Origin of the sequence: Aquabacterium sp., assembly GCF_034003525.1 — a bacterium.
Lineage (GTDB): Bacteria > Pseudomonadota > Gammaproteobacteria > Burkholderiales > Burkholderiaceae_C > Aquabacterium.
In genome coordinates this window covers 1-14,606 of sequence record NZ_JAVEYN010000014.1, presented here as the reverse complement: position 1 = coordinate 14,606, position 14,606 = coordinate 1, and the positions used below count along the sequence as shown (strand labels likewise).

The window sequence follows — 14,606 nt, the reverse complement described above, 5'->3', positions numbered from 1 at the left end:
CGCACCAAAACCGTCACAGCAACGCGACGCCCCCTCTTAAGGAGGTGGGATTGTCCCTGTATCGGACAATTCAAGCCAACTCTCTCGACCAAGTTTGACCACGATGATCAAGATTGCATTGCTGGGCTGCGGCCTGATGGGCACCCCGATGTCTCGCCGCCTGCTGGCGGCTGGCTACCCCTTAACGGTGTGGAACCGCACGCGCACGAAGGCCGAGGCACTGGCCGAGGCCGGTGCCACCGTGGCCGACACGCCGGCGGCCGCCGTGGCGCAGGCCGACCTCGTCATCACCATGCTGGAGCATGGCGGAGTGGTCGGCGAGGTGCTGTTCAGCCCGGATTTGCCTGGTGCCGCGCAAGGGCTGCGGCCCGGCACGCTGGTGGTGGACATGAGCTCGATCCTGCCGGAGCAGGCGCAAGACCATGCGCGCCGTCTGGCCGCCTTGGGCGCGTCCGCGCTGGATGCGCCGGTGTCGGGCGGCACGCTGGGCGCCGAAGCGGGCACGCTGGCGATCATGGCCGGCGGTGAGGCGGCGGATTTCGAGCGCGCCCGCGAGGTGCTGTCGGTGCTGGGTCGCCCCGTGCATGTGGGGCCGGCGGGCTCAGGCCAGTTGACCAAGCTGGCCAACCAGATGATCGTGGGCATCACGATCGGCGCGGTGGCCGAGGCCCTGCTGCTGGCAGAAAAAGGTGGCGCCAACCCGGCCAAGGTGCGCGAGGCGCTGCGGGGTGGTTTTGCCGAGAGCCGCATTTTGGAGGTGCACGGTCAGCGCATGGTCAACGGTGACTTTGCCAAGCGCGGCTCGCTGGCGATCCAGCTCAAGGACCTGCGCAATGCGCTGCACACCTCGGTCGGACTGGGGTTCGACGCGCCCATCACCCAGCATCTGACTGATTTGTATGCCCAGGCGGCCGACCATGGCTTTGGCGATCTGGATCAGTCTGGGCTGTTCAAGGAGCTGCAGCGCCGCCAGGGCGGCACCCGCTAAGCCGCGGAGCCAGGCGCGTAGCGGCCCATGAGGTGGGCCAGCTCGACGGCGGACTGCACCTGCAGTTTCTCGAAAATGTTGGCGCGGTGAAACTCCACCGTGCGGGGCGTGATGCCCAGGTGGTCGGCGATGTTCTTGTTGTAGTGGCCCTGCAGCAGCTCATCGAGCACCTCGCGCTCGCGCTGGCTCAGGGCCGCCAGGGCCTGCTGAAAGCGCCATTTCGCCTGCGATTCGGTCTGCAGGACGATCGCTTCGCGGCAGGCGGCCTCCACCTTGTCGACCAACTGGTTGTCCTGAAAGGGCTTTTCCAGAAAGTCCCAGGCACCGTTCTTGACGGCGGCCACGGCCATGCTGAGGTCGCCATGGCCGGTCAGGAACAGGATGGGCCAGGGCCAGCCCTGCGCCTTGAGCTGCTCGAAGGTGGCCAGGCCCGAGAGGGGCTCCATGCGGATGTCGAGCAGCATGATGCTGCACGCCCAGGTGTCACTGTCCGGGCGCAAGTCCGCCAGGAACTGGTCGCCCCCTGCCCAGCAGCGGGTGCGCAGCCCGCGGGAGTCGAGCAGCCACGCCAAGCCGTCGCGGAAGTCCGCGTCGTCGTCGACGATGTGCACGAGAGGGGTCAGGGGTTCAGAGGCAGCCACAGGGTGAATTGTGCCCCGTGCAGCTCGTCGCTGCGCGCCACATCGATGCGCCCGTGGTGGGCTTCGATGATGGAGCGGCAGATGGACAGGCCCATGCCCATGCCGCCTTCTTTCTGGGTCGCGAACGCATCGAAGATGTTGCCGACTTGATCGGGAGGCACACCGGGGCCGTTGTCAGCCACCCGGATGCCGACCTGGCCTTCGCTGCGCACCAGCCGCACCTGTACGCGCGGCGTGGCGCCGGTGGTTTTGACCGCCCACTCGGTGGCGTTGAGCACAATGTTGTGCAGGGCATGCTCCAGCAGCAAGGCATCGGCTGGCACGGTCAGTGAAGGATCGGCCTCGGGCATTTGCAGGTGCAGGCGCAGCCCCTCGGGCAAGGGCACCTGCCCCACCACGCGGCTCACGAAGGGCAGAAGGTCCAGCGGCTGCCGGTTCATCTCCTGGCGTCGGGCAAAGGCGTTGACGCGCTGGATGACGCGCCCGGCCTTCTCTGCGATGCGGGCCATGCGCTCGACCACCGGACCGACTTCATCGAGCGTGATGCGTTGCTGTTGCAGCCGGTTGAGCAGACCATTGGCATAGCTGCTGAGCGCTCCCAAGGGCTGGTTGAGCTCGTGGGCCAGGGTGGAGGCCACCTCGCCGACGGCAATCAGGCGGCCCGAGGCCTCCAGCATGTCCTGCTGGCGGGCAGCGCGGCGCTCGATGCGCTTGCGCTCGGTGATGTCCAGCGCCGAGCCCATCCAGCCGACCACGGTGCCATCGGACAGGCTCAGAGGGGCGCCGTGGACCAACACCTCGAGCAGGTGGCCGTCGTGGTGTCGCCACTGCATCTCGACGCCGATCAGCGGGGCGCTGGGGTCGGCCATGTGCGCGCGCAGGGTGTCGAGCTCGTCGCGCGATGCGCCGGGCCAATAAGGCATGGGCCGGGTGGGGTCCACCAGCGCCTCGGCGGGCCAGCCGACCAGGCGACAGAAAGCCTGATTGACGTAGAGCGGGCGTCCTTGGGTGTCCCAGGCGCGCAGGCCCAGCTGCACCGCCCGCTCCATGGCCTGACGTAGCACGCGCTGAGTCTGCAACTGGGCCTCGACGCGTTGCCGCCGCACGGTGTCGCGCCACAGGGCATACAGGGCCGCCATCATGGCCAGCAGGCACACCAGGGCCACACCGAAAAAGAGCCGTGGCGCCAGGGCGTGCTGTGGGTTCAGCGCCCGCACATCCAGGCTGAGCTGAATGCCGGGAAGGTGGATGGGGACGGGGCTGGACGTGTCCCCGTGCGGTTTGAGGTCGATGGCATGGTCCCGGGCAAACCAAGGCGGGATGATGCCGCGCAAGGCCTGCTCAAAGTGCACCGCCGCGACGTGATCGCCGATGAACTGGCCCTGCTCGAACTGAGGCACGGCCAGCCACAGGATGTGGCCTGCTTCAGGGTCACTTTGCGGCAGGGGGCCAGCATAGGCGGCGCGTTGCAGTGCACCGGTGGTGGCCAGCATGGTCTGCAAGGCGGGCTCGCCGTCGGGCTGGCGGGCAGCGGCTTGCATGAAGTCGGGCCAGTCACGGACGCGCCGCTGCTGCTCAGCGGGCAACCAGCGGTGAAACAGGATGACGCCGGGGGTGCGCCACAGCTGGCCGGCCTTCACGGGCAAGGCGGGCGATGTGCCCTCGTCCGCCCCCCCCGCCCCTGCCGAGGTATCGCGGCGCTGTGCCTGCAGCGCCAGCGCGGTGAGGTCGGCCTCCAGGCGCTGGAAGTGAAAGCGCAGGGTCTGGTCCAGCCACTGGGCGTCGGCCACACGGCGGCGGTTGGCCTCCTCGGCCTCGACCGAGCGCAGGAACAGCGCCAGCACCCCGATGGACACGGCCACCAGCAGCAACATGCCGCCCAGCCACATCAGGGCGCGACGGTTCCCGGCCGAGGCCGAGGGCGGCTCCAGCTCCAGCAAGGTGAAATCGACGACGGGCTCGGACATGGCGCGGAGGGGTTTTGGTTAGGATAGCTGACATGTGCCCTCCTCCTTTCCACGCCGGGTCGAAGCATCGCCTGCTGTGGGTTAGCACGTGGCTGTGCGTCCTGTGCATCCTGTGGTCGCCGATGGCCCAGGCCGCCGAGTTGGTGGTGCGCCTGTCGCATGTGGTGGCGCCGGACACCCCAAAGGGGTTGATGGCCACGCGTTTTCAGCAACTGGTCGCGCAGGCTTCGGGGGGACGCATCCGCGTGGACGTCTATCCGGACTCGCAGTTGTATGGCGACGATGACGAGATGGAGGCGCTGCAGTTGGGCGCCGTCGAGATCCTGGCGCCGTCCCTGTCGAAGTTTGGCGTGGCCGGCGCGCCGGAGTTCGAAGTGTTCGACCTGCCTTTTTTGTTTGACACCCTGGCGCAGGTGCGCTGCGTGACGCAAGGCCGCATCGGTCAAGAACTGTTGCAGGGGCTGGCCCGCCAGCAGATGGTCGGCCTGGGCTTTCTCGACAACGGCTTCAAACAAATGAGCGCCCCCCGCCCCTTGCTGCAAGCGGCCGACTTCCAGGGGCTGCGGCTGCGCATTCAGGCCTCCCGTGTGCTGGCCGCGCAGATGCGGGCACTGGGGGCGTATCCGGTGGTGCTGCCGTTTGGCGACACCCGGCGTGCACTGGCCGAGGGCGTGGTCGATGGGGCAGAGAACCCCTTGTCCAATTTTCTGACCCAGGGCCTGGCCCCGGTGCAGCGCACGATCACCCTGACGGAGCATGGCTACCTGGGTTATGCGGTGGTGGCCAACCCGCGCTTTTGGGCCAGCCTGGACGACGGTGATCGCAACCTGCTGCTGCGTGCCTTGAACCAGGCGCTGGCCGAAGGCAATGCGCGGGCCGCCGCCCTCAATGCCCAGGCGCTGACCACCTTGAAGCAGACACCGGGACTGCAGGTGCGCAGCCTGAGCCCGGCGCAGCGCACGGCCCTGCGCCGTGCCGTGCAGCCCGTGCATGCCGACTTTGCACGGCGAGTGGGTACGCCACTTTTGCGAGATGTGAAAAATCTTTGCCTTGGCGTCGACCAGGGTTAACCCGACTGTTGAACGCCACAGTTGGCGGCCTACACCGGGCTGGGTATCGTTCGCGCCACATCGCCCCCTGGGCAGATCGGGCGTGACACACGCGAAGGTCTGCGCTGGGTTCCCCCTCCTTCACACCGCAAAGGCCCGCGCCATGTCCCAGACACCTGCACGCAAGCCGCTTTACCAATCCCTCTACGTTCAAGTGCTCTTCGCCGTCATCGTCGGCGTGTTGCTGGGCCACTTCGCGCCTGAAGTGGGCGCGAAGATGAAACCCCTGGGCGACGGCTTCATCAAGCTGATCAAGATGATCATCGCCCCCATCATCTTTTGTACCGTGGTGGTGGGCATCGCCGGCATGGAGGACATGAAGAAGGTCGGCAAGACCGGCGGCCTGGCCTTGTTGTACTTCGAGGTCGTCTCGACCATCGCCTTGATCATCGGCCTGGTCGTGGTCAATGTGCTGCAACCCGGCTCGGGCATGCATGTGGACCCCAACACGCTGGACACCAAAGGCATTGCGGCCTACACGGAGCCCGGCAAAATGCAGGGCACGGTGGACTTTCTGCTGCATGTGATCCCGACGTCGGTGGTGGACGCCTTTGCCAAGGGTGAGATCCTGCAGGTGCTGCTGTTCTCGGTGCTGTTCGGTTTTGCGCTGCACAAGTTCGGCGGCCGCGGCACGATGGTGTTCGACTTCATCGAGAAGTTCTCGCACGTGCTGTTCGACATCGTCGGCATCATCATGAAGGTGGCTCCGGTGGGTGCCTTCGGTGCGATGGCCTTCACGATCGGCAAGTACGGCGTCAGCTCGCTGTTCTCGCTGGGCAAGCTGATGGGTGCGTTCTACCTGACCTGCCTGCTGTTCATCTTCATCGTGCTGGGCCTCATCAGCCGTCTGCATGGCTTCAGCATCGTCAAGTTCGTTCGCTACATCAAGGAAGAGCTGCTGGTGGTGCTGGGCACCTCGTCGTCGGAATCGGTGCTGCCGCGCATGATGGAGAAGATGGAGAACCTGGGCGCCCGCAAATCGGTGGTCGGCCTGGTGATCCCCACGGGTTATTCGTTCAACCTCGATGGCACCTCGATCTACCTGACGATGGCGGCCGTGTTCATCTCGCAAGCGACCGACACGCCGATGACGTTGACGCAGCAGCTGACTTTGCTGGCGGTGCTGCTGCTGACCTCGAAGGGCGCGGCGGGCATCACAGGCAGCGGTTTCATCGTGCTGGCTGCCACCTTGTCGGCGGTGGGCCATGTGCCAGTGGCAGGTCTCGCCTTGATCCTGGGCATTGACCGTTTCATGTCGGAGGCCCGGGCCCTGACCAATCTGGTGGGCAACGGTGTGGCCACGCTGGTGGTCGCAAAGTGGACGGGGGACCTGGACATGAAGAAGCTCAACCACGGCTTGAACAACCCCTCGCCCGCCGAAGCAGACGAGCCCGAACTCATCCTGGACCAACAGGTTGCCCACATGGCTGTGACGCCCCAGAAGGGCTGATCCTCGCGATGTGACATGAAGCCGCCCCAATCGGGCGGCTTTTTTGTTGCCTGAAATCTGACGCTTGTTTTCCCTGAGGCCGACTCCTACATTGCTTGAAAAGCAAAAGCGGGAGGTGCCACATGCGTCGGTATGCGTGCGTCGTCTTGGTGTGCCTGGCTGGATGCGGTGGGGGCGGTGGCGGCTCCAGACCGTCCCCTAGCCCGACAGGCGTCTCCGAGAGCTACTACCCCGTCAACGTGGGCGCGCGCTGGTCGTACGACGTCACATCCAGTGACGCACCCTCGCCCTACATTGACAACCTGAGCATCACGGGCTTCAACGCCGGGACAGGTCAATGGGTCTTTCTGGACGGCAACCCGGCCGGAGACGGTATGCCCGTCGAAAGCTACTACCGCAAGGACGCACGGGCCTTCACCTTCTTGGGTGACAACACCCCAGCCGACTGGTTGACCGCCGCGCTCACGCCGATGGACCTGATGCGCTTCGATGGCACTTTCAGCACCTCGCCGCTGGTCAGTCTCAGCAACGCCAACATCGGTGTCGATCTGGACAGCGACGGCCGGAATGACACGATGTCCGGGCAGGTCAACGGCATCGTCGAGGGCTTTGAAACCTTGGTCACCGATGTCGGGTCGTTCTCGAACACCGCCCGGATCCGCTACACCGCCTCGGGCACCGTGACGCTCACCACCGGCGCCAGCATCCCCATCACCCAAACGGTGCGCGAGTGGCGCGCACCGGGTGTGGGTGCCATCCGGCAATCCATCCGGACCACCGTGGGCGGCGACACCAGCACCTCGACGCTGGAGCTCAAAGGGCTGTCGGTCAACGGCATCCTGGGCGGCATCCTGCCCCCCTCAACCCTCTTGGCCAATCTGGTCATCGCCAGCTCCGACGAAACCCGCCCTGGGCGGCCCGCTTTGACCAGCGACGGACAACGCTATCTGCTGATCAGCAACCGCGAGATCACGCCGACCACCTGGCAGTGGATCGGCCAGTTCATCGCAGCAGACGGTCAGTTGCAAAGCACCGTGTTGCTCTCTCCCGAGATCAGTGATTTGTGGGGGAACCCCGCCCTGGCGTGGAATGGCGCCTCCAGCACGTACGCTGTCGTCTCCGGCAGTGGCACCGGCTACGGCATGCGCTTCCAGCGAATCAATGCCACGGGCGTGGTGCTCGACACTTATCCCGGCACCGAACTGGCGTCCGATGGCCGCAATCGCGCCTTGGCCGCGGGCGGCGGCAAATGGTTGGCGGTGTACCAGCGCAACAGCATCCCAGGCGCTTTGTTTGGCAGACTGGTGGATGCCAACGGCATGCCCGGGGTGGCGTTCACAATCGCCTCGGCGGGCGTGGCCGATTTCGCGCAACCTGCGGTGGCCTTCGACGGCAGTAACTTCCTGGTGGTCTGGGAATCAGGACCTGGCTCATCGCTGCCGGCTGACACGAACATCCTGGCCCGACGCGTCTCGCCCTTGCTGGGCGTGCTGGATGTCCCCTTCACCGTGAGTGACGCGGCCGAGGCGCAATGGATGCCACAAATCGCTTGCGGAGCGAACCAATGTCTCATCGCATGGGTGGACCGACGCAATCATGCGGGACAAAGCTACAGCCTCTCGCCCGGCCCGGGCGACCTGTATGGCACGCTGATCGGCCCGACAGGCCTCCCTCTGCAGACGAATGGGCTGGCGTTCGCGACCGGGATCACCGCCAATGCTGGCCATCCCGGGCTGACCTTCAACGGCTCGGAGTACGTGCTCGCGTGGTCTCGCGGGGCATATGTGAACAGTCCCGGCGGTCCGACCGGCATCTACGCGATGCGCATCAGCACCGCCGGTCTCGCCTCGCCAGGCATGCCCGGCCTGGTGGTGTCCGGACCGCCTCCTGCAAACACCCGCTACCTGTATCCGACGCTGGCGTCCGTCGGATCGGGTGCCCTGGTGGCGTGGCTTTCCAACACGGAAGCCATCGGCGGCACGAAGCAGATCGACGGCACCGTGATCTGGCCGAAGCTGATGCGTTGAATGGCTGGGCAGGAACGGGTCATCTACACTCGGCGCATGTTGTTGACCATCCGTCTGAGCGCCTCATCGGAGGCCTGACTCTCACCGTATGAAAGTCATGAATCTGCTGCGGGCGCAGTGGCAACTCCTGACCACGCTGAATCGCAGCGACCGTCCCTGGGAAATGCCGCTCGCGGCCGCGTTGGCATCGGGTCTGCCTTTGTGCGTGGGGGCCTGGTTCGGCCACATGGACTATGGCCTGGTGTCGTCCTTGGGCGGACTGGTCTTTTTGTATCTGCCCACAACGCCGCTGTACCACCGCATGGTCACGCTGATGGCGTGCTCGTTCGCGATGAGTGCCTGCTACACGATCGGCCTGATGAGCCACTTCGTGCCGGCGCTGATGATGCCGGCCCTGATCTTCACGGCCATCATTGTGAACATGGTCTGTCGCTTCTATGCGGTGGGCATGCCGGGCAGCCTGTTCTTCATCATGGCGGCGGCCATTGGGGCCTACACGCCCATCGAGGTCGAGCAGTTGCCCTTGATGGTGGGCCTGATCACGCTGGGCAGCTTGCTGGCCACCTTGATCGCGTTCCTCTACAGCTTGCACCGCTTACGGGTGCGGGCGCCGCAGCCCGTCGTCCCGCTGCCTACCCCCACCTTCGATTTCGTCATCTTTGACTCGGTGGTGATTGGTGTGTTCGTGGGGGTCTCACTGGCCTTGGCGCAGTTGTTCCAATTGGAGAAGGCCTACTGGGTGCCCGTCAGCTGTCTGGCCGTGATCCAGGGCGCATCGCTGCAAGCGGTGTGGAACAAGCAGGTTCAACGCATTTTGGGCACGGGCATCGGCTTGTTGGTGGCCTGGGGCCTGTTGCTGATGCCACTCAACCCCTGGGGGCTGGCCGCGCTACTGATGGTGCTCACCTTCATCGTCGAAACCGCGGTGGTGCGCCACTATGGCTTTGCGGCCATTTTCATCACGCCCTTGACCATCTTGCTGGCCGAGGCGGGTACGCTGGGCAATGGCGTACCCGCCCACCTGATCGAAGCGCGCTTTTACGACACGGTGCTGGGCTGCACCGTGGGTCTGGTGGGTGGGGTGTGTTTGCACAGCCCGCGCTTTCGGGCGGTGCTGGGGCAGCAGATGCGCCGGCTGATGCCGCAACGGCTGAGGTAGCTGCGATACTGCCGTCCATTGCTTTGCGATATTCGGACGGAACCATGTGCACCATCTGCGGTTGTGAATCGGCGCAGGCCCACGCGCCCCATGCCCACGGCCATGCTCACACCCATGAGCATGGGCACGAATATGGGCATGAACACCCTCATGCGCACCACGATGCGGCGGCTGTCGGTCACTCGCATGGCGACATGCACACCCGCGTGCTGCAACTGGAGCAAGACATCCTGGCTGGCAACCAGCACATGGCCGATCATGTGCGTGCCCACCTGGCCAGCCAGCACACCCTGGCCTTGAACCTGGTGTCCAGCCCCGGCTCGGGCAAGACCACGCTGCTGGTCGAGACCGTGGCGCGCCTGAAGGCGCAGCAACGCCCGGTGGCCGTGATCGAAGGGGATCAGCAGACCAGCTTCGATGCCGAACGCATCCGCGCCACCGGCGTGCAGGCCGTACAGATCAACACCGGCAAGGGCTGCCATCTGGACGCGCGCATGGTGCACGATGCCCTGCACGAGCTGCCCACGCTGCCGCATGGCGTGCTGATGATCGAGAACGTGGGCAATCTGGTCTGCCCGGCCGGTTTTGACCTGGGCGAGCGCGCCAAGGTGCTGGTGTTTTCAGTGACCGAGGGTGAAGACAAGCCGCTGAAGTACCCGGACATGTTCCAGGCGGCTGGCCTGATCCTGCTGCACAAGTGCGACCTGTTGCCGCACGTGCGGTTCGACGTGGCGCGCGCGCTGGACTTCGTCCGCCAGGCGAACCCGGACGCCCCGGTGATCCAGCTGTCGAGCACCACCGGCGAAGGGTTTGACGCATGGATGGCCTGGATCGACGCACAGTGCGCCGCCGCCTGATCCTGCGCGGACAGGTGCAAGGCGTGGGCTGCCGGCCCTGGGTCTGCCAGCAGGCCCGCGCGCTGGGCGTGCGAGGCTGGGTGCGCAACACCGCAGAGGGTGTGGAGTTGCTGGCGGAAGGCAGCGAGGCGGACGTCGCCCGTTTGGTCGCACGCTTGCCCCGACTGCCTGCCCCAGGCCGGGTGGACGAATGGCTGGACGTCGACGCGTACGCTCCCGGTGTGCCCCACGCCCCCGTAGGCGAGTTCGCCATCCTGCCCAGTCCGACCTCGCACAGCTCGGCTCCCGTGCATGCCTTGCTCGGCGCGGACCTGGCGGTGTGCGACACCTGCCTGGCCGAGCTGTTCGACCCCACGAACCGCCGCTGGCGCCATCCCTTCGTCCACTGCCCGCAGTGCGGCCCGCGCTACACCGTCACGCGGCGCCTGCCGTTTGACCGAGCGAACACCTCGCTGGCCGAGTTTCCGCTGTGCCCTGCGTGCGAGGCCGAGGTGCACGACCCGCGCGACCGGCGCTTCCATGACCAGACCCAGGCTTGCCCGGACTGTGGGCCGCGCCTGACGCTGTTCCGCTCCAGTGGGGAAGCGGTGGCTGGCGATGCCATCGCACAGACTTGGGCCGTGCTGGCCGGTGGTGGCATCGTGGCGCTGCAGGGCGTGGGCGGTTTTCACCTGTGTTGCGATGCGCGCCAGCCTGAGGCGGTGGCGCGACTGCGTCAGCTCAAACGGCGCCCCACCAAGCCTTTGGCGGTGATGGCGGCGAACGTCGCGTCCTTGCAGGACTGGGTGCAGGTGTCACCCGACGAAGCGCACTGGTTGACCTCGCCCGAGCGGCCCATCGTGCTGCTGAACCAACGGCCCCACCTGGCAGCGGCCTGCCCTGGCCTGGCCCCGCATCTGCACACCCTGGGCGTGATGCTGCCCTACACGCCGGTGCACCACCTGCTGTTTCACGAGGTCGCCGGGCGACCGACCGGCACCGACTGGCTGCACGCCGCACAGCCCACCTGGCTGGTGATGACCAGCGGCAATGCGCCGGGCGAACCCCTGGTGATCGACCACGACCATGCGTGGCGCGAGCTGGCCCCAATGGCCGATGCCCTGCTGCTGCACGACCGGGCCATCACCGCCCGCAACGACGACTCGGTGCTGCGAGTGCGGCCGGATGGCAGCGCCTGCTGGCTGCGCCGGGGGCGAGGGTATGCGCCCCTGCCCATGCAATGGCCTGCACGACAAGATGCCCCAATACCTACCGTGATGGCACTCGGTGGGGAGCTCAAAGCCACGCTCTGCCTTAGCACGCCCCACGCCTCGGGCGGCACACAGGTCTTTGTCTCCCCCCATGTCGGCAACCTCGACAACGCCGGCACCCGACTGGCCTTCGACGCCTTGGCCCGCCAATGGCCCGCCTGGCGTCAGGTGCAACCCAGTGCCCTCGCCTGCGACCTGCATCCGGACTTCTACAGCAGCCGACTCGCCGCCGAGTGGGCCGCGCAGGCCGACGTGCCGCTGATCCCCGTCCAGCACCACCACGCCCACATCGCCGCGGTGCTGGCCGAGCACGCGCACGATCCGGCCAGCGAGCAACCGGTGATCGGACTGGCCCTGGACGGTCACGGCCTGGGCGCCGACGGGCAGGCCTGGGGCGGCGAGTTGCTGTGGGTGCACCGCGACCAATGCCAGCGCCTGGGGCACCTGCACCCACTGCCCCTGCCGGGCGGAGAGCGCGCCGCCCGCGAGCCCTGGCGCCTGGGCGTAGCCCTGCTGCATCTGCTGGGCCGTGATGACGAAATCGCCACCCGCTTGGCCGACCAGGCTGGTGTGGCCGCCTTGCAAGCCTGGCTGGCACGCGGCCAGATCCCGCAGACCACCAGCCTGGGCCGCCTGTTCGATGCCGCCGCCGGCGTGCTGCGCCTGCTGGACCGCTCCGGCCACGAGGGCGATGCGGCCATGCGCCTGGAAAGCCTCGCTGCCCAGGCCGACACGTCGCCGCCGTTGCCGACGGCCCCTACCTTCACCGCCCTGCCCACCATCGGAGCTGCCACCGCGGCATTGAGCACACCGCCTCCGTCCATCCTCGACTGGCGCCCGCTGATGCAATGGCTGTGCGACCAAGCCCCTCACCCCGCGCCAGCCGCTACCCGCGCCGCTGCCGTCTTCCACCTCACGCTGGCCCGCGATCTGGCCGCCTGGGCCGCCCAAGCCTGCACGCAGCACAACATCCACACCATGGTGCTCAACGGCGGCTGTCTGGCCAACCGACTGCTGGACGACGCCTTGACCCAGCATTTGCAAGATGCCGGGCTGCGCGTCTGGCGCGCCAAGCACTATCCTTGTGGCGATGGCGGTTTGAGCCTGGGTCAGGCCTGGGTCGCCCACCACCGCCTCGCCGTGCCCGTCACCCCCACTGCCTGACACCCACACCACCATGTGCCTCGCCCTGCCCGCTCGTGTGATCTCGCTGGACGCCACCGGTCTGTCAGGCCAGGTGGACCTGGGCGGTGTACGCAAAACCGTGTCCTTCGCCCTGCTGGACGAGGTCGCCGTGGGGGACCACGTGATCGTCCACGTGGGCTACGCGCTGAGCCGCCTCGCCCCCGACGAAGCCGCCCAGACCCTGGCCCTGTTCGCTGAGCTGAACGCCCACCACGCCCAAACGTCATCGGAGGGCAGTGCATGAAATACGTCAGCGAGTTCCGCGACCCCACGCTGGCCCGCCACCTGACGCAGAAGCTGACCGATGCGGTCCAGCCCGGCCGCACCTACCGCTTCATGGAGTTCTGCGGCGGCCACACCCATGCCCTGGCCCGCTATGGCGTGCTCGATCTGCTGCCCCCACAGATCCAGATGATCCACGGCCCCGGCTGCCCGGTTTGCGTGCTACCCATCGGCCGCATCGACATGGCCATCGAGCTGGCGCAGCGCCCCGGCGTGATCCTGGCCAGCTATGGCGACACCCTGCGCGTGCCCGCCTCCGAGCAGCTCAGCCTGATCCGCGCCCGCGCCCAAGGCGCCGACGTGCGCATCGTCTATGCCGTGGACGACGCCCTCGCCCTGGCCCGCGCCCACCCCGACCGCGAAGTCGTGTTCTTGGCCATCGGCTTCGAGACCACCACGCCCCCCACCGCCGTGGCCCTGCAAACGGCCCAGCGCGAAGGCCTGCACAACTTCAGCGTGCTGTGCAACCACGTGCTCACGCCTGCGGCGATGCACGCCATCCTCGGCCAGCCCGAGCACGTCCCGCTCGACGGCCTGGTCGGTCCCGCCCACGTCTCCACCATCATCGGCTCGCAGCCCTACGAAGTGTTCGCATCGCGCTACGACCTGCCCGTGGTCATCGCCGGTTTCGAGCCACTGGACATGATGCAGGCCATCCTGATGCTGGTGCAGCAGGTCAACGAAGGCCGCGCCGAGGTCGAAAACGAGTTCACCCGCGCCGTGAGCCGTCAAGGCAACACCCGCGCGCAAGCCCTGGTGCACGAGGTCTTCGAGCTGCGCGACGACTTTGCCTGGCGCGGCCTGGACCGCATCCCCCACAGCGCCCTGCGCCTGCGCCCTGCCTACGCCCGCTTCGACGCCGAGCAGCGCTTCGGCCTGCACGACCGCAGTGTGCCCGACCACCCGCAATGCCTGTGCGGCCCCATCCTGCGCGGCCAGCGCCAGCCGGTGGACTGCAAGCTCTTCGGCTCCGTCTGCACGCCAGACAACCCCATGGGTGCGTGCATGGTCAGCTCCGAAGGCGCCTGCGCAGCCCACTACGCCTACGGCCGGCACCGCGCGCCGACAGCAGCCCTTGTCTCCACAGCAGGCGCACCGACACCCGCCTCCCCCACAGCGTCCCGCCTCTCATGAGCCTCGCCAAACCCGGCTACGTGCGCCCGCTTGACCTCCAACGCGGCCGCATCGACCTCACCCACGGTGCCGGCGGCCGCGCCAGCCACCAGCTAGTCCAAGATGTGTTCCAGCCCGCGTTCGCCCGCACTTGGACCCATCTTCAGGACCCACAAGGCCAGGCCTGGCAACCCGGCAGTGACGACGGCGCCGTGCTGCCCATGCCCACCAACCTGCCGGACGGACACCGCCTGGTCCTCGCCACCGATGCACACGTGGTCTCCCCGCTGTTCTTTCCCGGCGGCAACATCGGCCAACTCGCCGTGCACGGCACCGTCAACGACCTGGCCATGATGGGCGCCACGCCCCTGCACCTCACCGCCAGCTTCATCCTCGAAGAAGGCCTGCCGCTGACCGACCTCGTGCGCATCGCCCGCTCCATGGCCGATGCGGCCTGCGAAGCCGGTGTGGCCATCGTCACCGGCGACACCAAGGTGGTCGAACGCGGCAAGGGCGACGGCGCCTACCACAGCACCACCGGCCTCGGCTGGATCGCCCCCGGCGTGCGCTTGTCGGGC

Annotated in this window: 12 protein-coding genes; 10 read left to right on the top strand and 2 right to left on the bottom strand. The window is 67.0% G+C overall.

The features are described 5' to 3' along the window. Positions 1 to 103 precede the first annotated feature (103 nt). Entirely contained in the window at positions 104 to 988 is an 885-nt protein-coding gene (locus RBT42_RS09775; protein ID WP_320364589.1) for an NAD(P)-dependent oxidoreductase, read from the top strand. On the opposite strand, the gene RBT42_RS09770 is transcribed toward RBT42_RS09775, so the two are convergent. Further along, on the bottom strand, positions 985 to 1,629 hold the full coding sequence (locus RBT42_RS09770; RefSeq protein WP_320364587.1) for a response regulator transcription factor: 645 nt from the start codon (positions 1,627 to 1,629) through the stop codon (positions 985 to 987). The two genes, RBT42_RS09775 and RBT42_RS09770, sit on opposite strands and share 4 nt — an antisense overlap. Next, the gene (locus tag RBT42_RS09765) at positions 1,608 to 3,596 is read right to left on the bottom strand and encodes a two-component system sensor histidine kinase NtrB (protein WP_320364584.1); all 1,989 of its coding nucleotides are present in this window, start codon (positions 3,594 to 3,596) and stop codon (positions 1,608 to 1,610) included. Before RBT42_RS09765 ends, RBT42_RS09770 begins: the two co-directional genes overlap by 22 nt. A 32-nt stretch (positions 3,597 to 3,628) precedes the next feature. Between RBT42_RS09765 and RBT42_RS09760 the strand changes: the two genes are divergently transcribed. The 9 genes from RBT42_RS09760 to RBT42_RS09720 all read left to right on the top strand — a co-directional run. Beyond that, the gene (locus RBT42_RS09760; protein WP_320364583.1) at positions 3,629 to 4,666 is read left to right on the top strand and encodes a DctP family TRAP transporter solute-binding subunit; all 1,038 of its coding nucleotides are present in this window, start codon (positions 3,629 to 3,631) and stop codon (positions 4,664 to 4,666) included. Positions 4,667 to 4,808: 142 nt separating this feature from the next. Continuing rightward, entirely contained in the window at positions 4,809 to 6,155 is a 1,347-nt protein-coding gene (locus tag RBT42_RS09755) for a dicarboxylate/amino acid:cation symporter (RefSeq protein ID WP_320364580.1), read from the top strand. A gap of 122 nt (positions 6,156 to 6,277) precedes the next feature. Then, positions 6,278 to 8,182, top strand: coding sequence for a hypothetical protein (locus RBT42_RS09750; protein WP_320364579.1), 1,905 nt, complete (start codon positions 6,278 to 6,280; stop codon positions 8,180 to 8,182). 88 nt (positions 8,183 to 8,270) lie between these two features. Then, a complete protein-coding gene (locus tag RBT42_RS09745; RefSeq protein WP_320364577.1) occupies positions 8,271 to 9,341 on the top strand; it encodes an FUSC family protein in 1,071 nt (356 codons plus the stop codon). Between the two features lie 44 nt (positions 9,342 to 9,385). After that, complete coding sequence (gene hypB / locus RBT42_RS09740; RefSeq protein WP_320364575.1) at positions 9,386 to 10,198, top strand: hydrogenase nickel incorporation protein HypB; 813 nt, start codon at positions 9,386 to 9,388, stop codon at positions 10,196 to 10,198. Then, positions 10,159 to 12,612, top strand: a complete 2,454-nt coding sequence (hypF, locus tag RBT42_RS09735; protein ID WP_320364573.1) for a carbamoyltransferase HypF — start codon at positions 10,159 to 10,161, stop codon at positions 12,610 to 12,612. The genes hypB and hypF overlap by 40 nt, the downstream gene beginning before the upstream one ends. Before the next feature lie 13 nt (positions 12,613 to 12,625). Then, the gene (locus tag RBT42_RS09730; protein WP_320364571.1) at positions 12,626 to 12,877 is read left to right on the top strand and encodes a HypC/HybG/HupF family hydrogenase formation chaperone; all 252 of its coding nucleotides are present in this window, start codon (positions 12,626 to 12,628) and stop codon (positions 12,875 to 12,877) included. After that, entirely contained in the window at positions 12,874 to 14,049 is a 1,176-nt protein-coding gene (gene hypD / locus RBT42_RS09725; RefSeq protein WP_320364569.1) for a hydrogenase formation protein HypD, read from the top strand. The genes RBT42_RS09730 and hypD overlap by 4 nt, the downstream gene beginning before the upstream one ends. Continuing rightward, the coding region (locus RBT42_RS09720) for an AIR synthase related protein (RefSeq protein ID WP_320364567.1) at positions 14,046 to 14,606 on the top strand (561 nt) is incomplete at its 3' end. The genes hypD and RBT42_RS09720, both read left to right, overlap by 4 nt.

Excerpts from the sequence above, each read along its gene's own strand:
- RBT42_RS09775 (WP_320364589.1), top strand. The coding sequence starts at position 104 with ATGATCAAGATTGCATTGCTGGGCTGCGGCCTGATGGGCACCCCGATG.
- RBT42_RS09765 (WP_320364584.1), bottom strand. The coding sequence starts at position 3,596 with ATGTCCGAGCCCGTCGTCGATTTCACCTTGCTGGAGCTGGAGCCGCCC.
- RBT42_RS09760 (WP_320364583.1), top strand. The coding sequence starts at position 3,629 with ATGTGCCCTCCTCCTTTCCACGCCGGGTCGAAGCATCGCCTGCTGTGG.
- RBT42_RS09755 (WP_320364580.1), top strand. The coding sequence starts at position 4,809 with ATGTCCCAGACACCTGCACGCAAGCCGCTTTACCAATCCCTCTACGTT.
- RBT42_RS09750 (WP_320364579.1), top strand. The coding sequence starts at position 6,278 with ATGCGTCGGTATGCGTGCGTCGTCTTGGTGTGCCTGGCTGGATGCGGT.
- RBT42_RS09745 (WP_320364577.1), top strand. The coding sequence starts at position 8,271 with ATGAAAGTCATGAATCTGCTGCGGGCGCAGTGGCAACTCCTGACCACG.
- hypB (WP_320364575.1), top strand. The coding sequence starts at position 9,386 with ATGTGCACCATCTGCGGTTGTGAATCGGCGCAGGCCCACGCGCCCCAT.
- hypF (WP_320364573.1), top strand. The coding sequence starts at position 10,159 with ATGGATGGCCTGGATCGACGCACAGTGCGCCGCCGCCTGATCCTGCGC.
- RBT42_RS09730 (WP_320364571.1), top strand. The coding sequence starts at position 12,626 with ATGTGCCTCGCCCTGCCCGCTCGTGTGATCTCGCTGGACGCCACCGGT.
- hypD (WP_320364569.1), top strand. The coding sequence starts at position 12,874 with ATGAAATACGTCAGCGAGTTCCGCGACCCCACGCTGGCCCGCCACCTG.